Raw genomic sequence first — 19,854 nt, 5'->3', positions numbered from 1 at the left:
TTCCGAGAAGGGCTTTTTTCTTACACGATTTGTGTAAGAACGGCTCTTACATAAAAGCCATCAAAATGTTGTCAAATATGAGAAACGGGGGACGTTCTTATTGTGTTCCAAAAGCATGCATTTTATACTTAAAACAACAAATTTTTTTTGGAGTGAATGAGGATGAAGCAATTTTCTTTTACAAAAATGCATGGTCTTGGAAATAGTTATATATATGTAAATATGTTTGAAGAACAAATTCTAGAGGAAGAGTTAGCCCTTGTAGCGGAAAAGGTTTCGAATATCAATACTGGTATTGGGGCAGATGGCATGATTTTAATTTGTCCATCGGAAGTGGCACCAGTAAAAATGCGTATGTTTAATAGTGATGGGTCAGAAGGAAAGAGTTGCGGGAACGGGCTACGTTGCGTAGCGAAATATGCGTATGAGCATAAACTAGTAGAAGAAACTGTTTTTACAATTGAAACATTAGCTGGGATTGTAACAGCGGAAGTAACGGTAGAAGATGGTATGGTTACATTAGTAAAAATTGATATGGGGGTACCTCGTTTAACTCGTGCAGAGTTGCCGATGCTTGGTGAAGGGGAAACACCATTCATTCGTGAAGATTTCCTATATAATAATCATCGTTATGTCTTTACAGGTGTTTCAATGGGAAATCCACATGCAGTTATTTTTGTAGATGATGTGGAAGAAGCTCCGCTTACAACACTAGGACCTGTTCTGGAAACGCATGAAATGTTCCCAGAACGAGTAAATGTTGAATTTATTGAAATTGTAAATGACAATGAAATGAACTTCCGCGTTTGGGAACGCGGATCAGGCGTGACGCAAGCATGTGGAACAGGCGCATGTGCAGCCGTTGTCGCAGCAGTGTTAAATGAGAAAATGAAGCGTGGCGAAGAAATTACAGTTCATCTAGCAGGCGGCGATTTAATGATTGCTTGGGCAGAAGAAGGTAACGTTTTAATGAAAGGTCCAGCAGAAGTCATTTGCCGTGGAGTGTATGAGTACAAGATAGAAGCGTAAAGATGTATAATAGAACGAGAGAAGAAAGGAAGGTGGATTTCATGATTAATGTAACAGAACAAGCAGCATTTCAAATTAAAGATATGTTGAAAGATGCTGAAGATGGAGAGAAATACGTTCGCCTTGCTGTACATGGCGGTGGATGTAGTGGTCTTTCTTACGGCTTAGGATTTGAAAGAGAACCAAATGAAGACGACACAGTACTTGAGTTTTTCGGTGTTGAATTTGTTATTGATAAAGAAAGTGCTCCGATTGTAAAAGGAGTTAACATTGATTATAAACAATCAATGCTTGGCGGCGGATTCACAATCGATAATCCGAACGCAATCGCATCATGCGGATGTGGATCATCTTTCCGTACAGCTTCGAATGCTGGTAAGCCGGAAGAGTGTTAAGTTTTTAGCTTTGTTAGGCGAAGCAGAAACTGAATCGGTAGGTTGCGGATTACAAATGATTTTCGTGTGTACACAATTATTGTTATGCGGAACCACAAGCTAATGGATTGTGAAATAGGATTAAATATTACAAAACCCTTTTTATGCTGTGTAACAAATACACAGCATAAAGAGGGTTTATTATTTTGTCTTTAGCATGGTTAATTTAGGTACAGAAAGGCAAGTATATCATTTTATCAAGGACCACTCTTTATATATAAATTCATTTTGTTTATTGAACATGGACGTTGCAGTTATGTGAAACAAAAGATGATAGGCAATCGTTTGCTCTATTTACTTTACCGCTGCATGTGGCAGAAAAAGAATCTGACCTCTTCGAAACTCTCTTGATCCACCTTAAAAAAGGATTATTATGTTCGTTTTTCAATTTGTATATAATTGTTTTTGTTAAATTCACATAATGTTCAAATAAATAGGTCTAAAAACTCGGAAGTTATAGTATTCTTGAATTAAGAATAATTTTTCGACAAATAAAGACAAAAAAATTATGGTGATCGAAAAATTTTATTTTATATCTGTGATTGCACAGACAATAAGGAGAAATGATTATGGCGAACAAACGTTGTAAATTACTTCATAAATCGTTTAAAGAATTGGTACAAGAAAATAAACAAAAGATATTGAATGATAAACAAGAGCTGGAAAAAATTGAACAACGTATTGAACAACGTTATACAATTAATAAATCGGCTTCCTAATTAAGATACGAAAACTTTGTTGATATACAAAAAAGAAGATAATCGACTAGATGCAGTAGTTGGTTATCTTTTTTGTTTTTTCAGTGTTTAATCTTACAAAAGTGTAATGTTCATGTCACGTTTTTGAATTTCTCCTCAAACGAAAAGGGATTAGGATAACAACATAATAAAAAACACATGAGGTGAATGACGTGAAAAGATATATTGCGCTTTTTAGTATTTTAGTTGTATTTGCGACAATGTTAGTTGGCTGTGACTTGAACCGTATGGGAAAAGATGAGTACTATGTTCAAATTACAACTGATGCAAAAATAGAGTCAGGGGTATCTAAAGAAGGCAATAAATACAAAGAGTATAATTATGAATTACAAGGTTTTGACGAAAAAGGTAATGAAAAAACAGTGAATTTTAATGGATTTAAAGAACTTCGCAAAGAAGCATTTCTTCGTTTATATCATTCAGATAAAAAAGGTGTAACAGCTTGGGAAGAAGTGAAAAAAGACGAACTTCCTGCAAAAGTGAAAGAAAAATTAGGTGTGAAATAATGAAGAAGGAGTTGACCTTGTAGGTCAACTCCTTTATTTATTTTCGAAATCTTCTTCTGAAATTACTGTAAAGCCATGTCTTCGAAATAATGCTGTTGTTACACCATAACCATCTTGTTTGTTTCCATTAAATTCTCCTGTATAAATAGTAGAACTACCACAAGAAGGACTTCGCTCTTTTAAAATGATGTATTCGGGATTTAAATCTTTTATTTCTTTCAAAGCTTTATGAGCTCCTTGTACAAAAGCTTCTGTTACATCGTTTCCGTCTTTATCCATCACTTTTGCTTTGCCATCTAGTACATCGTCACCGTTTCCACCGATGATTTCTGCTGATGGACGCGGTGTAGGCAAACCTCCCAATACTTCTGGACAAACAAGGACAGTTTCCTCTTTCTGTAATAGCTCTTCTATTTTTGAAATGAGATTGTCATTTCCATCGTAACGACAAGCGATACCAGCTAAACAGGCACTAATTACAATCATATTTTTCACCTCATGTCATTAGGAATCATCAAATCGTCGTTCATTAATCTGTATATAGCTTAATGAAATTATATAGTAAATTGCAGAGTAAAGTCTTATTATCTATATTTTATGACCATCTTATAATTCATTTGTACAAATATTGTAAAAAAACATTTAATTAATTACAGATAATTGGTAAAATAGCATAGACTATCTATTTTCTGAAAAGGGGAAAAATTAATGAAAAAGACAATTGTTACTTCTTTACTTTCTGCTGCACTATTAATTCCAACGGCAGCTTATGCAGATGGAAACAAAGCTATTCAACAGAATAACACAGTTTCTAAAGTTACAAATGTAAGTCATGCTAAGGCGGCTAGGGGCTGGGTTCAACAAAATGGATATTGGTATTACTACGATCAAAATGGTAATAAGCTAAAAGGCTGGTTATCTACTGGAGGGAAATGGTACTATCTTGATCCTTCTTTTGGATATATGCATAAAGGGTGGACGTCAATTCAAGATAAAAAAACAGGGAAATATACATATTATTATCTAAATGAAAGTACGGGAGCAATGCACACAGGTTGGGTGCAAATTAAAGGATCTTGGTATTTCCTAAATAATAGTGGTGCAAAACAAACAGGCTGGTTATCTACTGGAGGAAAATGGTATTACCTTGGCGATTATGGAATTATGCAAAAGGAATGGGTTTCAATCCAAGATAAAAAAACAGGGAAATATACATACTATTATCTAAATGAAAATACGGGAGCAATGCACACAGGTTGGGTGCAAATTAAAGGATCTTGGTATTTCTTAAATAGTAGTGGAGCAAAACAAACAGGCTGGTTATCTACTGGAGGAAAATGGTATTATCTTGGATCATACGGAAGTATGGAAACAGGAAAACGTTATATCAATAATACATATTACTACTTTGATAACAGCGGGGCAATGCAAACAGGTTGGCAAAAAATCGGTAATTACTGGCACTATTTTAACAGCAATGGATCTGAACATAAAGGGTGGTTAAAACTTGGTGGAAGCTGGTACTACCTTGATTCTTTCGGTACGATGGTAACAGGAACAAAATGGATTGATGGTAAATATTACAAATTTAATAATAGTGGTGTTTGGGTTGGTTAATTGTAAGCAATAGCTTTTATTGATAAGTAAGACAGGTCGCATGTTGTAGTGCGACCTGTTTTTATCCCGCATTAACGGGCAGTAATACTCCCACCTCAAAATTCGGTGAGAGCAAAGAAGTTAGGTGGGAGATAAACTGCCCGTAAAAGCCCGATTGGTTCAACTAATAATCAGTGGGGGATGAAGAAAACCCCCACTGATTAAAGTTTCACTTTATGTTTTACGCTTTTTAAATTATTAAATAAAAAAATTGCCCATTCTGCTTTATCGCACCTATTTATATATGGGGTGATGAAAAATGGGAACTTTCTATCATTTAATGAAAACATATAGCGAATTTCGAAGTATAGAAGAATTTAATACATACCAAAAGCAAATTTTAGTGCGTTATAAAGAGAAAATAAATAAAACAGATTTTTTAGTGATTCAGTTTTTAGGAAGATATGCAGTAAATGAAAAGCAAAAAACAGTTGGAGTTGCTTGTCCATTAATGGCAACGATCGCGGATAAGATAGGGAAAAGTATTCGTACGGTGCGTCGCTCTGTTGCGAAACTGGAGGAACTCGGAATTATTGAACGGATTCCTACGAAAGAGAGACATAAGCGAGGGGGATATAGTGCAAACTTATATGTGTTTCGTAAAGCAGCTATTGACCGCATGGATGACCGTATGAAAATGTCCGCATGTGAAAAGAGAAAAAGTGTAGATGGATGTAAGAAGGAAGAGGTGCGGGAAGAAAGGGAAACTATTCTTTTTAAAAACTTTTCTAAAGAAGTACAAAAGAAAAAAACAACGTATGAACTTGATGAAACATATTGTCGTCATGATATTCCAGCTCAGTTTGTATATGCGATTGTAACGATGTCACGAAATCCACAAACGATTAATGTACTTTGGAGTAAGGTAGAACTGGCTTATAAAAAGAGCGGATTATTAGAGCAAGGTGTATTTTTGGAACAGCTGATGAGCGATGAAGAGATTCTAATAAAGCTCATCTGGCGTGTGAAAAGTGTTGTCAGAGCATATAAATTAGGAGAGATTCGTAAAGATATTAAAGCTCTTTTGTATAGTACGATGCGAGATTTCTTTTTAGATATCGGACTAGAATGGGGAGCTGCTATAAGAAGGAGTAGAAAGGTAACTTTATTCGATCCGTTTAAAAAAGAGTCATGTGTATAATACATGACTCCTTTCGATCAATCGAATTTTCGTACAACAGGAACGCGAATTGCCACAAATAATACAAAGACAATAACTGCAATAGCACCGCTTTTCATAATCGTCACAATCGGAATACCAGCTGCAAGTGCAAGCGATGTGAATGCATAGGAAAGCGGGATGAATCCCATAGATGACAACATTAATAAACTCATAACGCGTCCCATCATTTCTTCTTTGACAGTAGATTGAATCATCGCCATTAATGGAACGATGGCCATGGCAATCGTAATGCCATAAAATGCGCCTGCGAGTAGTGCTTGCCAAAGTGTGGTACTGAAGTTAATCGATAAAAAGAAAATGCCGGATAACAGCATCATAATGATGCAGAATAGACCGCGCCTGCGATTAATATTTTTAAGACCAACAATGACAGCACCAATTGCCATTCCGCCTCCAACTGCTGCTTCTAAATAACTAAATTGAAGTGAATCACCATGAAGGACATTCTTAACAAATAATGGGAAACCGACTTGCATTGGACCAATTAAAAATAGATTTAGAAAAGCACTACAGATGAGAAATGTGGAAAGAAAAGGTGATTCTTTTACGTATAAAATCCCTTCTTTAATAGATGTAAACATTCCTTTATCTGTATCATCTTCTACTTGTACAGTAGATTGAATTTTTTGGACAAGTATAGCAGCAACAATGAGCAATAGAATGGTAATGGTAAAGATGGTCTCATAATTACTAAATTTAATGAGGATCCCACCAAATACAGGTCCTAAAATGACTGACGCTTGGTTTGTCATTTGTGTAAGTGAATTTGCCTGCGTTAAACGATGTTTTTCTACAAGTTCAGGGAGAATGGAACCGTCAGCTGACCAAAAGAAGGCATCCGCTAATCCGAAAAATAAGGCAAACAAAGCAAACGTATATAACGTTACATCACCGACGATAAACCAAGTTAAAATCGTTGCGACAAGAAGTGCACGAATGATATTCGAGTAAAACATAATATTTTTTTTCGGAAATTTATCTGCGACAGCTCCTCCAACAATCATAAAGATAAGTCTTGGGACGCTAAGTGCAACGAAGACAACGCCTAGTGAGGCTTCAAGATTTAATGTTTTGGCTATGTACCAAGTTTGAGAAAATGTAAAAAAGGCTAAAGCAAAGCTTGAGAATAATGTAGCTGCCCAGAGAAATAGGAAGTTTGTATTTTTTAACAAAGGTGTTCCGCTTTCTGCTAGAGCAGATTTGTTTTGTTGTAGTTCCTCCATATTGCTTCCTTTCTATGTAACAATTTTAAATAAAATCCTGTTAACAATCGTTTTATACAGTTTTTAATATTTCTATACTGCACTTTTTCATTGTAGACAATAATAGAAGATTTGCCCAGTGGATTTTTAAAGACAAAAAAATAAGAAGATGCGAAAAGCACCTTCTTATTATGTGGTTTAGGCTAATGCAATATAGATATCAACTTGCGCGTTATTTGGATCCATTGCCCTTTCGTCATATAGCTCAAAGTCAATTGTGAAAGCACGCTTGTTTTCTTTCGACCAGTTCCAAATATCTTGCCATGTTTCGTATACGATTTCTGATACAGGACCTTTACGTGTTGTAAATACTGCATATGTCTGAGTAGGTATTGTAAGAGATTTCATATTTCCAGGGATTGTGTCTAGTGAAGAGACTGGCATACCAATTGTATATGTATATGTTCCAGTTTCATCGGACTCATAATCCGAATAGAATGCAAGTGTGGTTTGAGCATTTTTGTTAGGAATTTGATTCATGATTTGATCTTGATAGTAGTGGTTCCATAGGTGAGGAATCTTTCCTTCAGCTGATGTTTCCATTTCATTATTTGTTGTGATAGAAATACCGATGGCTTGGAAAGCTTCTTTTTTTACAATCTTAGGTTCATTCATGTTAATACTCTCCTTTATTTTATAAGAACAAATGTTCTATATGATTGTACCATAATTATATAGATGAAGGAAAGGGGAAGGTACCCTTTAGACGTTTTTTTGCTCTGCACTCGTTAAATTGGTCACCCAAACCTTATAAACAAATGAATCTGTAATTACCGCTTCTTCTGTGTGAACGATGAAATTAGGAACAGAAGCTAAGAAAAATGACAGAGCATAAGCAATCTTATAGTCAGGGGTTATGTACCCATCAATCGTTCTTCCGTATATTTCGTTTGCAATCGAGTCAGCCCATATTTCAGCTTCCCTTAGTGTGTCAAAAATAATATCTTCACTTTTCCATCTAATATCCATATTAAAACCACCTTTTGACTTATTCTTAATATCCCTAAGAGTTTAGATAAATCTTGATGAGGGCTGATAATCAGTAGGAGATGGGGGGAAACACAAGTATTATTTTATTAAAAAAGACTCCCTTCGTACGAAAGGAGTCCGTCTCATCTATAAATTAAAACATACTAGAACTATGCATTGGTTGTAGTTTTGCATTTGGATCGAAGTAAGCTTTTGCATTATTTACTGCTGTTGGTGCTTCACCAAAGCCACATGCAATCAGTTTTACTTTTCCTTCATATGTACAAATATCACCAGCTGCGTAAATACCAGGGATGTTTGTTTCCATTTTAGAGTTTACAACGATGCTGTTTTTTTGAATGTCTAATCCCCAGTTTTTAATTGGGCCAAGAGAAGAAACGAAGCCGTAGTTTACGATGACATCATCAACGTCAATCACAACTTTTTCTTCCGTTTTTACATGCTGCAATACAACTTGTTCGATTTTGTCTTCACCAATTAATTCGACTGGAACGTAAGGTGTTTTTACATCTGCGCGAGAGTTCATTAAGTTTTCTACGCTGTGCTCATGGGCACGGAATTTATCACGGCGATGAACGATTGTTACTTGTTCAGCGATTGGTTCTAACATCATTGTCCAGTCCACTGCAGAGTCGCCGCCCCCAAATACAACGACGCGTTTCCCAGCGAATTTATTCATATCATCAACGAAATAGTGTAGATTTTTCTTCTCGAATTTTTCTACATCTTCTAATTCTAAACGGCGTGGTTGGAAAGCTCCATTACCAGCTGTAATAATGACAGACTTAGAATAGTGCGTTTCTTTATTTGTTACAAGCTTAAATACACCATCGGCTTGTTTTTCAAGTGTATCAACTGCTTCTTCTAAGCAAACAGTCGGTTCGAACTTTTTCATTTGTTCTTTTAAATTATCAACAAGTTCTTGCGCGCGTACTTTTGGGAATCCGGCTACGTCGTAAATATATTTTTCAGGGTATAGTGCGGATAATTGTCCTCCAAGTTGCGGTAAACTTTCAATGATTTTTACACTGGCCTGTCTCATGCCGCCATAAAATGCTGTGAATAATCCTGTTGGACCTCCACCGATAATCGTTATGTCGTAAACTTTTTGATTTTCTGTCACTATTTATTCCCCCTATAGATGGAATTTAGATATTGATTCCATATATTGTTCATATGTATACGGAAATCCTGCAAATAAGATTACACTTTACAGTAAAATGATAACATATTTAAGTTTAGAATACTGCAAGAAATGACTGAATTATATGTAAGCTTGTGCATAGTTAAGTTAAAAATGTATAAAATATACCAACTAGGAAAATACATGAAAAAAAGGCTGAAAAACCCTTGAAAACGCTATGTTATTTTAAAATATTGATAATTCGTCAGGCGCTTGAATTATGACATAAAACCGACTAATATAGGAAAGTATTATGTTAATTTTTTATGACAAATTTCGTAAGATTTTTTGAATACGTTTTGTTATGCTTGAGAATGTGAGGAATTCCACATTCTTGACAAAGTAAGTGTTTAGCACTTTGGTCTTATTTTTCATTACTATTATATAAAGAAAAGGGTTGTGATTGAGTGAAAACTCCAAAAATCGTAGTTTTAGGTGCAGGTTATGGCGGGATGATTACGACTGTTCGTCTGCAAAAAGCATTATCTGTAAGTGAAGCTGAAATTACGTTAGTAAACAACAACAGCTATCACTACCAAGCAACTTGGTTACATGAAAGTGCAGCTGGCACATTACATCATGATAAAATCCGTCTCGACATTCAAGACGTTATTGATACAAATAAAGTAAACTTTGTACAAGATACAGTTGTAGAAATTAAAGCAGCTGAAAAACGCGTTATCTTAAAAAATGCTGAGTTAGAGTATGATTACTTAGTAATCGGTCTTGGCTTCGAATCTGAAACATTTGGTATTAAAGGATTGAAAGAGCATGCATTCTCTATTACTAACATTAATGCAACTCGTCAAATTCGTGAGCACATGGAATACAAGTTCTCTCAATATGCGACTGAAAAACGCGATGAGTTAGTAACAATCGTAGTTGGTGGTGCAGGATTTACAGGTATCGAGTATGTAGGTGAGCTTGCAAACCGTATCCCTGAACTTTGCAAAGAGTATGATGTTCCACGTGAAAAAGCACGTATCATTTGTGTAGAGGCTGCTCCGTCTGCACTTCCTGGTTTCGATCCAGAATTAGTTGAGTACGCTGTAAAACAGTTAGAGAAAAAAGGTGTAGAATTCCGCATCGGTACAGCAATTAAAGAAGCGACTGAAGAAGGTATTCTAGTTGCAAACGGTGACGATGTTGAGTTACTTAAATCTGAAACTGTTGTTTGGGCTGCTGGTGTTCGCGGTAACGGTATTGTGGAAGAGTCTGGCTTTGAAGCAATGCGCGGACGTGTAAAAGTTGATGCGTATATGCATGCTCCAGGTCACGAAGATGTATTCATGGTTGGTGACGCAGCGTTAATCATCAATGAAGAGATTAATCGTCCATACCCACCAACAGCACAAATTGCAATTCAACAAGGTTACAATATCGCACATAACTTATCTGTGTTAATTCGCGGTAAAGGTGAAATGAAGAAATTCGTGTTCGATAATAAAGGGTCTGTATGTTCATTAGGACATGACGATGCAATGGGCGTTGTTATGGGTAAAAAGTTAACGGGATGGAAAGCTTCCTTTATGAAGAAAGTAATTGATAACCGTTACCTATTCTTACTTGGTGGACCTTTATTAGTTCTGAAAAAAGGTAAATTGAAGTTCTTTTAATATATAAATATAAATGAAAAAACCTTTCTTTTTTGATGGAAGAGAGCATCCAGCCATGCGTAGAAGCGGTCAGGGCCTTTTCCTACCTATGCTATGCTAAAACAAAGGGAGTAAACGAGTGGAGATCCACTTTTGTTTTCACAGCCGTGTTTTATATATTGGAAAATCAAAAGAGGTATATAGTAGAAAAAAGCAGAAATGGCTATAAGCTGTTTCTGCTTTTTTGTGTAATACAAGCTTTTCTTAAACTTCTATCATATCTTTCGAGAGGACTCCCACCTCTAAACATATGTGAAGGTGGTGAGGTGAATCAAAAAAATATTTTATGTTCAAGTAAAATAACGGAAACATATGTTCTTGTTTTAGTATAATATCCTTAACAAGGAGGTGAAAAAATGACAACGGAAAATCAAACAAATTATAAAACTCTTCAAATTTGGATTAAAAAAGGACATCGTATGTATTCTTATTTTCAAGAATCTTGCCAAAATGCGAAGAATATGTACAACACGACAAACTTTTATATACGACAAGTATATACAGGTTTGACACAAAATAAGGAGTTGCAACCTTTACAAAAAGAAGTTTTAGATACAATTGCTAAAAATATGGGGAAGATGAATGATACACAAATTCTTGCCTATCAAAAGAATTTGGAAAAAGAGAAAACAAAACCAAAAGAAAGAGGAGGCTTTATAGTTACTTGAGAGCGTTATAATCAATACGGCTGCAAGTATCACAAGATTTACGAATAGCCCCATACCGCAAAGAATAGCCATGATGAATCGCATTGCATTCACTCCTGCGATATAAAGAAGTAGAGGTACGCTATAAAATAGTAAAATCGTGCCAATTGATTTCCACATGCCTAAAGAGTTAAATTTATTTGCATTAGGTCCAAAATCAGCAAGTGGTGAAAGCGAAGGAATAACTAAGACAGAGCAGAAGAAGAATGCGGAAACTAATGTTACAAATACAATACTGGATTTTTTTGATTGATTTCTCATTTTGTTTTTTACTCCTTTCGCAATAAATAAGTGTGATGTAATATTCAAGGGAGAGTTTTGAAAAAATTCGAGACCTCCCTAAAAGGAATCAATATATTAACATTATATAAAAAATATGGAAAAGTAATAAATGAGGTAGAAGAGTAGAAAGAAACGTATCCGCTAAGGAACAAGGAAGATTATATTATTCTCACTGAAAAATATAGTATAATACATAGAAAAGAATGAATATTCTGTTCGTTTAACTGGAAGGGGTTTTACATCATGGGGAAGCGTGGGAAAGTTTGGCTAGCTGTAAGTGGACTAGTAGCGACAAAAGATGGTAGATGGCTCTTCGTTAAGAAAAAATACGGAGGCTTAATGGGAAAATGGTCATTGCCTGCAGGTTTCGTAAATGAAGGAGAAACGATTGATGAAGCTGTTAAACGTGAAATTTTAGAAGAAACAGGAATTCGGGCGCATGTAAAAGGGGTTATTGGCATTCGTTCGGGAGTTATTCGTGATGAGATTAGCGATAATATGATTATTTTTCTACTCGAACCGGAAGGAGAAGAGATTACTGTACAAGAAAAGGAATTGTCTGAAGTAGCATTTTTACATCCAAAAGATATTGCATATGATCAAGATGCTTCTATATTAATTCGGTATTTACTGGAAGGTCATAAAGAATCGCTTCTTAAGATGGATACAACATTAAATCCAGGAGATCAATTTGGATATACATCGTATCATGTGTTTACGGCAGGGGATAAGAAATAGAAGGAGTGGGAAAAAGTGAGTATTCCAGTATTACTTATTTCAATGATGTTGTTTTTTATACTGTTCTTTGGAATTGGATTTTTACTCAACATGATTTTACGTGCTACTTGGGTGATGGTTATCGTTTATCCGATTGTTTGTATGCTGATTATTAGTAAAGCAAGTGTTTGGGATTATTTTTCAAAACCTAAGGAAACATTTTCTTTATTTGGTACAAGCGTTTTACGTCTTGGACAAGCCGATCTTTTTATTTTATCAACAGGGTTACTAGGGGCAATTTTAGCAGGAGTTGTTATAAAGAAGCTTCGGAAAAGTGGATACCAAATGTTCTAGTCTCCAGTTTACTGGGGATTTTTTTTCTGCATATTTCTTTATCGTATAGGGAATGATGAACGATGAAGGAGTGTGGAATATAAAAATGTTAAAACGTTATGGGATTCGCATTATGATGACTTGTTTACTTGTAGCGGCATTATGTGTGACATGGCAAGCATTCACTGGAGTGTCTTTAGCAGAGCTTGTAAAAACATATCAAGAAAGCAATGTAAAGGAAGTACATGCAGCAGAAAGAGCACAACAAGTTGCTCCGAGTAAAGAAGTGATAAATGCTTTAGAACAGGGAAAAGACTGGTCTAAATATCGGGTCATGGAAATGACAGCAACTGGTTATACGTCAGGGATAGAATCAACTGGTAAAAGGCCCGGGCACCCAGAGTATGGCATTACATATTCAGGTGTCAAGGCAAAACGTGACATATATTCTACAATTGCAGCTGATTTACGTGTGTTTCCGATTGGGACCATCCTTTTTGTACCAGGCTATGGATATGGTGTGGTAGCAGATAAAGGGGGAGCTATAAAAGGAAATAGACTCGATTTATATTATGAAACTGTTCAAGATGTATATAGTGAGTGGGGCAAGAAAAAAGTAAATGTATACGTAGTGAAAATGGGGAACGGTAAGTTGACAGAAGAGCAGTTAACGATGCTGAACCAAGATGAAACATTGCAAGTATTCCGCGGTCAATATTTGAAACAGAGATAGTCTAGTGAGGTTAACACTAGACTTTTTTCTTTGTCCTGGTTCACAATATATAAATCCAAATTAAAAAACGAATAGCAAACCATTCTTTTTCGGTGGGCGAGAGCATCCGGCCACGCATAGAAGTGGTCAGTGCCTTTTTTAGTCCCATGCCATGTGAAAACAGAAGGAAAAAATGAGTGAAAGTCTCTTTTTTTCTTCATAGCCATAATTTATATATAAGAAAAAGGGGTGGAAAAGTGGAAGACTATCCGTTGGCGTACTATGAGTTTTTTGTGAAGTACAATGAAGGTGATTATTATACATGTCATGATTTGCTCGAAGAAATGTGGTTAGAAGATCGGAGTAATTTATTTTTAAAGGGGTTATTGCAAATGGCGGTTGCTCAGTATCATTACAGTTATGGGAATGTAAAGGGGGCGCGCATGATGATGGAAGTGGCGGAACAATATTTGACGCCATACCGCCCTATGTATTGGAAATTAGATGTAGAAGAAGTTGTGAAATTTGTTCAAGAATGCCGTAAAGTGATACCAAAAAGTATAGAGAAAGTCCCATATGAACAAGTGGATAAGTTACCATTATTACCAGAGATTATTCTGTATATGAAGTGATAGACAAGTTAGAATTATCGCATTTTAGGGAAAATACAGTTATAATGAAAATAGAGAAATCTAGGGGGTTTGAACATGTTTCAAGTACAAAAAGAATTAGCAAGTCATGAAGCAGTTATCGTTGCTTTATTTGAAGAAGAAAAAGCGAGTAGTTTTGTACAGGAATTAGACAAAGCATTTGATGGACAATTACAAGTTTTATTAGAAGAGAAAGAGCTGAGTGCAAAGAAAAAAGCCATTTCAAAAGTACATAGCTTAGGAAAAACAAATGTAAAACGTTATTATTTTGTCGGCCTTGGTAAAAAAGAATCATACTCAACAGAAACGTTACGTGCTTCACTTAGTAAAGCATTTAAAACATTAAAAGCGGACAAAGTGCAAGAAGCTGCAATTTTACTTGATTCTTTCGTAACGGATAAATTAGACGCAATTGATGTTGCGCATATTGCAGCTGAAGTATCTTGTCTTGGTACATATGATTTACAAACATATAAAACAGACAAAAAAGAAAGTGTAGAGTTAGAAAACTTTGCGGTTATTACAGCAGAGGATGCAAAAGAAATTGAAGCTGCATTAACAGTAGGATATGTGCATGGACGTGCTACAAATTCAGCTCGTACACTTGTAAATATGCCGCCTAACGTATTAACAGCAACAACACTTGCAGAGTATGCAGTTGAATTAGCTGAGAAATACGATATGGATTATAAAGTGCTTGAGAAAGAAGAAATGGAAGAGCTTGGTATGGGTGCGTTACTTGCTGTAAACCAAGGTTCTACAGAGCCACCAAAAATGATTGCTCTTATTTATAAAGGCAAAGAAGAGTGGACGGATGTGATCGGATTCGTTGGAAAAGGGATTACATATGATACAGGCGGTTACTCTTTAAAACCACGCGAAGGCATGGTAGGGATGAAAGGTGATATGGGCGGCGCCGCAGCAGTTCTTGGAGCAATGGAGATTATCGGTGAACTTCGCCCAGAGCAAAACGTAGTTGCTGTTATCCCATCAACTGATAACGTTGTGAGCGGTACAGCATTTAAACCGGACGATGTAATTACATCTATGAGTGGTAAAACAATTGAAGTATTAAATACAGATGCAGAAGGCCGTCTTGCATTAGCTGATGGTATTACATATGCAAAGAAACTTGGTGCAAACTATCTTGTTGATATTGCAACATTAACAGGCGGTGTTATCGTTGCGCTTGGAAATCACACAACAGGTGCAATGACAAATAATGAAGCATTATTTGAACAAGTATTAGAAGCATCCATGGAAACAGATGAGCCAATTTGGCAATTACCGATTTTCGAGCGTGATAAAGAGCGTGTTCGTAACAGTAAATTTGCTGATTTAAATAACTCACCAGGCCGCGAAGGTCATGCGGTAATGGCCGGAACATTCCTTGGTGAGTTTGCAGAAGAAACGCCATGGGTACATTTAGATATCGCTGGAACATCTGATACAACGAGTGCACATGATTTAGGTCCAGCCGGAGCAACAGGTGCAATGGTTCGTACACTTGCGACACTTGTTGAACGTTTTGGAGAAGAATAAGAAGTTTCGAAAGGGCAGCCTAAAGAGCTGTCCTTTTTTCATAAAGAAATTGTATATAACGTTCCGTTTAAAGCGAAGGATGTGCGACCTGTTTCCTCAGACACAACTAATATGAGTGCATCACTTTTTTCTGATAAACCAATTGCAGCTCGGTGTCGTGTTCCTAGTTTTGAATCGATTTCTATGCTTTTCGTTAAAGGAAGAATGTTTGCAGCTGAAACAATATGGTTTTCTTTAATGAGAACAGCTCCGTCATGAAGCGGATTGCCTGGATAAAAAATGGATTCCAGCAGTGGAACGGTTAAATGTGCTTCAAGTTTTGTTCCAGTTTGAATAAGGGAATCAAGTGAATCATTTCTTTCTACAACAATTAATGCACCATGTTTTCTATCACCTAAATGTTGAATTGCTGTTGTAATGGGAGCATAGCCTGATGTATAGGGTGATAAATATGCCTTTAAATAATAAGAAGCTGCTAGTGTTTGAACATTACTTAGTAAATGATGGATTTCTTCCATTTTACATAAAATACACTCACCGTCTTTTTCAACAGTTCGCTTCATATCACGTAATTCGCCCTCTACAATTTCAATCATTTGTTTCGTTTTTATTTTTAACTCTTCAGATAATCCCCATTCTTCCATTTTTCTCACCTTTTTGTTTGAAGTATATAGGGTTAGTGTATACAAATGCTTATAGTAAAATCCTGTTAGATTTTAAAATATATTGAGATACTTGTCGTTTTTTTCATATAATGTAGTTATGACAGGCGAGAGGAGATTAGAAAATGGATTGGAAACAAGAATATAGTCGCTGGCTATCCTATGCAAACTTAGATGCAGAATTAAAAGAACAACTAGAAGATATGAAACAAGATGAAAAGAAAATAGAAGATAGCTTCTATAAAAACTTAGAATTCGGTACAGGTGGTATGCGTGGAGAGCTTGGTGCTGGTACGAACCGTTTAAACGTATATACAGTTCGCAAGGCAACAAAAGGACTGGCACACTTTATTGAAAATTTAGGTGCAGAAGCGAAGAAACGTGGCGTTGTTGTAGCGTATGATTCCCGTCATAAATCACCTGAATTCGCAATGGAAGTAGCGGCAACTCTTGGCGCACATGGTATTACGACATATGTATTTGAAAGTTTACGTCCAACACCAGTACTTTCTTTCGCAGTTCGTTATTTACATACAGTAAGTGGAATCGTTCTTACGGCGAGTCATAATCCACCTGAGTATAACGGCTATAAAGTGTATGGAGAAGATGGTGGACAATTACCACCAAAAGAAGCAGACGAGTTAATTAGCTATGTAAACGAAGTAGAAGATGAATTAACAGTAGAAGTTGCTGATGTAGAGCAATTGAAAGCAGACGGCTTATTACATATCATTGGAAAAGAAGTAGATGACGCATACTTAGAACAATTAAAAACAGTCATTATCAATAAAGAAATGGTACAAGAAGTTGGAAAAGATTTAAAGATCGTCTTTACACCGCTGCATGGAACATCCAATATTCCAACGCGTCGTGGTTTAGAAGCAGTTGGATTTACAGACGTAACGGTTGTAAAAGAACAAGAGTTACCAGATCCAAACTTCTCAACAGTAAAATCACCAAACCCAGAAGAGCACGCAGCGTTTGAACTTGCGATTCGTGATGGTGAAAAAGTAGGAGCAGACGTGTTAATCGCAACAGATCCGGATGCAGACCGTCTTGGTGTAGCTGTTCGTAATCACGCTGGTGAGTATCAAGTATTAACAGGAAACCAAACAGGTGCGTTAATGCTAGACTATTTATTATCACAAAAGAAACAAAACGGCACACTTCCAGAAAACGGTGTTGTATTAAAAACAATCGTAACTTCTGAAATTGGTCGTACAATTGCGAAAGCGTATGGATTAGATACAGTAGATACGCTAACTGGATTTAAATTTATTGGTGAAAAGATTAAGCAATATGAAGAAAGTGGACAATATGAATTCCAATTTGGTTATGAAGAAAGCTATGGTTATTTAATTCGCCCATTCTGCCGAGATAAGGATGCAGTCCAATCTGTACTGTTCGCATGTGAAGTTGCAGCATACTATAAATCACAAGGCAAAACGTTATACGATGGCTTATTAGAAGTGTTTGCGAAACATGGATTCTTCCGTGAAGACCTTGTATCGTTAACGTTAAAAGGAAAAGATGGTGCAGAGAAAATTCAAGAAATGATGGCATCATTCCGTGAAAATCCGCCAAAAGAAGTAGCTGATTTAAAAGTAGACGCAGTAGAAGACTATAAAGCAAGCATCATTACATCACTAAAAGATGGAAGTAAGGAAGAGATTCACTTACCTAAATCAAATGTGTTAAAATATCAATTAGCGGATGGTTCTTGGTTCTGCTTGCGTCCATCTGGAACAGAGCCAAAAATCAAGTTTTACTTTGGTGTGAAGGATGATTCCTTACAAAATAGTGAACAAAAGTTACTTGCTATTAAAGAAGATGTTATGAATCGTTTATAATAGAATAAAGAGTTACTTTCATTAGTGAAAGGAAAAAGAGGAGAACGGAGAACGGCCTCCTCTTTTCTTGTATCTAGAAGAAATTCGAAGGGAAAAAGAATCGATGTGGTATACTGTCTGTAACATTTCAATTACTGAGGTCAGAGTACTAACTTTCGTATACGAGTAAAGAAATATAGCTTAAGGATTAGAACAGAAAAGAGGGTATTTTTTATGAAAAAAGTGAGAAAAGCGATTATCCCTGCTGCGGGATTGGGAACGCGTTTTTTACCAGCAACAAAGGCCATGCCGAAAGAAATGCTTCCAATTGTAGATAAGCCAACGATTCAATACATTGTAGAAGAAGCTGTGGCATCTGGAATTGAAGATATTATTATTGTTACTGGTAAAGGAAAGCGCTCTATTGAAGATCACTTCGATAATGCGTTTGAATTAGAACAAAATTTATTAGAGAAGAAAAAATATGAGTTGCTTGAAAAAGTACAAGCTTCTTCTAAAATGGTTGATATTCATTATATCCGCCAAAAAGAGCCAAAAGGACTAGGGCATGCCGTTTGGTGCGCACGTAAATTCATTGGTGATGAACCATTCGCTGTTTTATTAGGTGACGATATCGTTCAAGCTGAAAAACCATGTTTACGCCAATTAATGGATGAATATGATAAAACACTTTCATCTGTTATAGGTGTACAAACTGTTCCAGAAGAAGAAACACATCGCTATGGAATCATCGATCCATTAGAACAAGATGGACGTCGTTACCAAGTTCGTAATTTTGTTGAGAAACCAGTGCAAGGTACAGCGCCTTCAAACTTAGCGATTATGGGACGTTATATCTTAACACCTGAAATCTTTATGTTCTTAGAAAACCAGAATATTGGTGCGGGTGGCGAAATTCAATTAACAGATGCGATTCAAAGCTTAAATGAAATTCAACGTGTATTTGCTTATGACTTTGAAGGAAAGCGTTACGATGTTGGAGAAAAATTAGGCTTTGTTCAAACGACAATTGAAATGGCACTTCAGCATGAAGAGTTAAGAGATGACATGCTTGTTATGATGAAGAAAATTTTAGATGAGCAAATGAAGCAAGAATCTTAATATAAAAAGAGTTACTCCTCTGTTTCGGAGTAACTCTTTTTTCATTATTATAGCGTCGAATGAGAATGCTGATAAGCAGAACGACGAACTGCATAATATATGCGGGGTGCAATGACAGCACCGATAATTGTAAAGATAATATCTTTAACTGCGAACCACATCATAATTGCCCAAGCCGCTTTGTAACTCATATCTCCACCCATCCAAAAGTTTACAGCTGCATACATATAAGTAGTACCGATGATATAAGTTAAAATAATTCCAGTAAAAGAGGCAATTGCAAATGTACCAAACTGTGGCTTTTCTCTTTGTTCTACTAGTTTTCCTGATACGTAAGCAACAATAATAAATGCGATAATAAAACCACCAGTAGGATCTAAAAGTGCTCCAAACCCAGCTTTGAAATTTGCGAAAATCGGTGCTCCTGCAACTCCAACAAGCATATAAACAACCATAGATAAGGCACCAAGTCTACTCCCAAGAAGAAGCCCCGCTAAAATAGCGAAAAATGGTTGCATAGAAAGTGGAACACCAGCTACTTGTAAAAATGGTGCCCAAGATGCGATATTCGCACCGATTGCCATGAGTGCAACAAACATGGCAGCTAGTGCTAAATCTAAAGCGCGTAATTGTCTCATAATG

The 19,854-nt window shown here is 36.2% G+C and carries 23 protein-coding genes and 1 pseudogene; 16 read left to right on the top strand and 8 right to left on the bottom strand.

Translation table 11 applies throughout. The features are described 5' to 3' along the window. The 5 genes from LOK41_RS23620 to LOK41_RS23600 all read left to right on the top strand — a co-directional run. Positions 1-206 (top strand): hypothetical protein (locus LOK41_RS23620; RefSeq protein ID WP_241818540.1); only part of this gene is annotated, 206 nt, incomplete at its 5' end. Next, positions 163-1,029 carry a diaminopimelate epimerase gene (dapF, locus tag LOK41_RS23615; protein ID WP_241818539.1) on the top strand — a complete coding sequence of 289 codons (867 nt, stop codon included), beginning with the start codon at positions 163-165 and terminating at the stop codon, positions 1,027-1,029. The genes LOK41_RS23620 and dapF, both read left to right, overlap by 44 nt. A gap of 41 nt (positions 1,030-1,070) precedes the next feature. After that, positions 1,071-1,424, top strand: a complete 354-nt coding sequence (locus tag LOK41_RS23610; RefSeq protein ID WP_241818538.1) for a HesB/IscA family protein — start codon at positions 1,071-1,073, stop codon at positions 1,422-1,424. A gap of 602 nt (positions 1,425-2,026) precedes the next feature. Further along, positions 2,027-2,182 carry an FbpB family small basic protein gene (locus LOK41_RS23605; RefSeq protein WP_481748832.1) on the top strand — a complete coding sequence of 52 codons (156 nt, stop codon included), beginning with the start codon at positions 2,027-2,029 and terminating at the stop codon, positions 2,180-2,182. Between the two features lie 191 nt (positions 2,183-2,373). Then, a complete protein-coding gene (locus LOK41_RS23600) occupies positions 2,374-2,727 on the top strand; it encodes a YxeA family protein (RefSeq protein ID WP_241818536.1) in 354 nt (117 codons plus the stop codon). Between the two features lie 33 nt (positions 2,728-2,760). Here LOK41_RS23600 and LOK41_RS23595 read toward each other — a convergent pair whose 3' ends face one another. Beyond that, entirely contained in the window at positions 2,761-3,213 is a 453-nt protein-coding gene (locus LOK41_RS23595; protein ID WP_241818535.1) for a 2-thiouracil desulfurase family protein, read from the bottom strand. 222 nt (positions 3,214-3,435) lie between these two features. Between LOK41_RS23595 and LOK41_RS23590 the strand changes: the two genes are divergently transcribed. After that, positions 3,436-4,344, top strand: coding sequence for a PspC-like choline-binding domain-containing protein (locus LOK41_RS23590; RefSeq protein ID WP_241818534.1), 909 nt, complete (start codon positions 3,436-3,438; stop codon positions 4,342-4,344). Positions 4,345-4,642: 298 nt separating this feature from the next. Next, complete coding sequence (locus LOK41_RS23585; protein WP_241818533.1) at positions 4,643-5,524, top strand: helix-turn-helix domain-containing protein; 882 nt, start codon at positions 4,643-4,645, stop codon at positions 5,522-5,524. 17 nt (positions 5,525-5,541) lie between these two features. Here the strand turns inward: LOK41_RS23585 and LOK41_RS23580 are convergent, their stop codons facing one another. From LOK41_RS23580 to LOK41_RS23565, 4 genes are all read right to left on the bottom strand, one after another. Next, the gene (locus tag LOK41_RS23580; RefSeq protein ID WP_241818532.1) at positions 5,542-6,789 is read right to left on the bottom strand and encodes an MFS transporter; all 1,248 of its coding nucleotides are present in this window, start codon (positions 6,787-6,789) and stop codon (positions 5,542-5,544) included. Between the two features lie 177 nt (positions 6,790-6,966). After that, positions 6,967-7,443, bottom strand: coding sequence for a GyrI-like domain-containing protein (locus LOK41_RS23575; RefSeq protein ID WP_241818531.1), 477 nt, complete (start codon positions 7,441-7,443; stop codon positions 6,967-6,969). 87 nt (positions 7,444-7,530) lie between these two features. Then, on the bottom strand, positions 7,531-7,791 hold the full coding sequence (locus LOK41_RS23570) for a hypothetical protein (RefSeq protein WP_241818543.1): 261 nt from the start codon (positions 7,789-7,791) through the stop codon (positions 7,531-7,533). A 160-nt stretch (positions 7,792-7,951) separates the two neighbouring features. Next, a complete protein-coding gene (locus LOK41_RS23565) occupies positions 7,952-8,941 on the bottom strand; it encodes an NAD(P)/FAD-dependent oxidoreductase (RefSeq protein ID WP_174103287.1) in 990 nt (329 codons plus the stop codon). A 467-nt stretch (positions 8,942-9,408) separates the two neighbouring features. Between LOK41_RS23565 and LOK41_RS23560 the strand changes: the two genes are divergently transcribed. Beyond that, entirely contained in the window at positions 9,409-10,617 is a 1,209-nt protein-coding gene (locus LOK41_RS23560) for an NAD(P)/FAD-dependent oxidoreductase (RefSeq protein ID WP_241818530.1), read from the top strand. A 395-nt stretch (positions 10,618-11,012) separates the two neighbouring features. Then, positions 11,013-11,300 (top strand): annotated as a pseudogene (locus tag LOK41_RS23555) (RNA-guided endonuclease InsQ/TnpB family protein); the annotation flags it as partial. On the opposite strand, the gene LOK41_RS23550 reads toward LOK41_RS23555, so the two are convergent. Next, complete coding sequence (locus LOK41_RS23550) at positions 11,205-11,624, bottom strand: DUF5391 family protein (protein ID WP_241818529.1); 420 nt, start codon at positions 11,622-11,624, stop codon at positions 11,205-11,207. The pseudogene LOK41_RS23555 and the gene LOK41_RS23550 sit on opposite strands and share 96 nt — an antisense overlap. Positions 11,625-11,888: 264 nt before the next feature. Between LOK41_RS23550 and LOK41_RS23545 the strand changes: the two genes are divergently transcribed. From LOK41_RS23545 to LOK41_RS23525, 5 genes are all read left to right on the top strand, one after another. Then, positions 11,889-12,383, top strand: coding sequence for an NUDIX hydrolase (locus tag LOK41_RS23545; RefSeq protein ID WP_241818528.1), 495 nt, complete (start codon positions 11,889-11,891; stop codon positions 12,381-12,383). A 15-nt stretch (positions 12,384-12,398) separates the two neighbouring features. Next, positions 12,399-12,716 (top strand): YuiB family protein, encoded by a 318-nt coding sequence (locus LOK41_RS23540; RefSeq protein WP_174103293.1) that lies wholly within the window; start codon positions 12,399-12,401, stop codon positions 12,714-12,716. 85 nt (positions 12,717-12,801) lie between these two features. After that, on the top strand, positions 12,802-13,428 hold the full coding sequence (locus LOK41_RS23535) for a 3D domain-containing protein (RefSeq protein ID WP_241818542.1): 627 nt from the start codon (positions 12,802-12,804) through the stop codon (positions 13,426-13,428). A 236-nt stretch (positions 13,429-13,664) separates the two neighbouring features. Next, positions 13,665-14,039: a DUF309 domain-containing protein gene (locus LOK41_RS23530; RefSeq protein ID WP_241818527.1), complete on the top strand. Its 375-nt coding sequence runs from the start codon at positions 13,665-13,667 to the stop codon at positions 14,037-14,039. A 75-nt stretch (positions 14,040-14,114) separates the two neighbouring features. After that, on the top strand, positions 14,115-15,599 hold the full coding sequence (locus LOK41_RS23525; protein WP_241818526.1) for a leucyl aminopeptidase: 1,485 nt from the start codon (positions 14,115-14,117) through the stop codon (positions 15,597-15,599). A gap of 38 nt (positions 15,600-15,637) precedes the next feature. Here the strand turns inward: LOK41_RS23525 and cdaS are convergent, their stop codons facing one another. Beyond that, entirely contained in the window at positions 15,638-16,243 is a 606-nt protein-coding gene (cdaS, locus tag LOK41_RS23520; protein WP_241818525.1) for a sporulation-specific diadenylate cyclase CdaS, read from the bottom strand. Positions 16,244-16,386: 143 nt separating this feature from the next. On the opposite strand from cdaS, the gene LOK41_RS23515 reads away from it, so the two are divergent. Both LOK41_RS23515 and galU read left to right on the top strand, forming a co-directional pair. Beyond that, positions 16,387-18,111 carry a phospho-sugar mutase gene (locus tag LOK41_RS23515; protein WP_241818524.1) on the top strand — a complete coding sequence of 575 codons (1,725 nt, stop codon included), beginning with the start codon at positions 16,387-16,389 and terminating at the stop codon, positions 18,109-18,111. Positions 18,112-18,324: 213 nt separating this feature from the next. Beyond that, positions 18,325-19,212 carry a UTP--glucose-1-phosphate uridylyltransferase GalU gene (gene galU, locus LOK41_RS23510; RefSeq protein ID WP_241818523.1) on the top strand — a complete coding sequence of 296 codons (888 nt, stop codon included), beginning with the start codon at positions 18,325-18,327 and terminating at the stop codon, positions 19,210-19,212. 47 nt (positions 19,213-19,259) lie between these two features. Here the strand turns inward: galU and LOK41_RS23505 are convergent, their stop codons facing one another. Further along, complete coding sequence (locus tag LOK41_RS23505; protein ID WP_241818522.1) at positions 19,260-19,850, bottom strand: biotin transporter BioY; 591 nt, start codon at positions 19,848-19,850, stop codon at positions 19,260-19,262. Between the last annotated feature and the right edge of the window lie 4 nt (positions 19,851-19,854).

Origin of the sequence: Bacillus sp. TL12 (assembly GCF_022625245.1) — a bacterium.
Lineage (GTDB): Bacteria > Bacillota > Bacilli > Bacillales > Bacillaceae_G > Bacillus_A.
Note: the sequence above shows the minus strand (reverse complement) of the source record. Positions and strands in the feature narration are given on the sequence as shown.

Coding starts and splice junctions, on each gene's coding strand:
- LOK41_RS23590 (WP_241818534.1), top strand. CDS start 3,436: ATGAAAAAGACAATTGTTACTTCTTTACTTTCTGCTGCACTATTAATT.
- LOK41_RS23535 (WP_241818542.1), top strand. CDS start 12,802: ATGTTAAAACGTTATGGGATTCGCATTATGATGACTTGTTTACTTGTA.
- LOK41_RS23575 (WP_241818531.1), bottom strand. CDS start 7,443: ATGAATGAACCTAAGATTGTAAAAAAAGAAGCTTTCCAAGCCATCGGT.
- LOK41_RS23515 (WP_241818524.1), top strand. CDS start 16,387: ATGGATTGGAAACAAGAATATAGTCGCTGGCTATCCTATGCAAACTTA.
- LOK41_RS23605 (WP_481748832.1), top strand. CDS start 2,027: ATGATTATGGCGAACAAACGTTGTAAATTACTTCATAAATCGTTTAAA.
- LOK41_RS23610 (WP_241818538.1), top strand. CDS start 1,071: ATGATTAATGTAACAGAACAAGCAGCATTTCAAATTAAAGATATGTTG.
- LOK41_RS23580 (WP_241818532.1), bottom strand. CDS start 6,789: ATGGAGGAACTACAACAAAACAAATCTGCTCTAGCAGAAAGCGGAACA.
- LOK41_RS23505 (WP_241818522.1), bottom strand. CDS start 19,850: ATGAGACAATTACGCGCTTTAGATTTAGCACTAGCTGCCATGTTTGTT.
- dapF (WP_241818539.1), top strand. CDS start 163: ATGAAGCAATTTTCTTTTACAAAAATGCATGGTCTTGGAAATAGTTAT.
- LOK41_RS23595 (WP_241818535.1), bottom strand. CDS start 3,213: ATGATTGTAATTAGTGCCTGTTTAGCTGGTATCGCTTGTCGTTACGAT.
- LOK41_RS23585 (WP_241818533.1), top strand. CDS start 4,643: ATGGGAACTTTCTATCATTTAATGAAAACATATAGCGAATTTCGAAGT.
- cdaS (WP_241818525.1), bottom strand. CDS start 16,243: ATGGAAGAATGGGGATTATCTGAAGAGTTAAAAATAAAAACGAAACAA.
- LOK41_RS23550 (WP_241818529.1), bottom strand. CDS start 11,624: ATGAGAAATCAATCAAAAAAATCCAGTATTGTATTTGTAACATTAGTT.
- galU (WP_241818523.1), top strand. CDS start 18,325: ATGAAAAAAGTGAGAAAAGCGATTATCCCTGCTGCGGGATTGGGAACG.
- LOK41_RS23545 (WP_241818528.1), top strand. CDS start 11,889: ATGGGGAAGCGTGGGAAAGTTTGGCTAGCTGTAAGTGGACTAGTAGCG.
- LOK41_RS23525 (WP_241818526.1), top strand. CDS start 14,115: ATGTTTCAAGTACAAAAAGAATTAGCAAGTCATGAAGCAGTTATCGTT.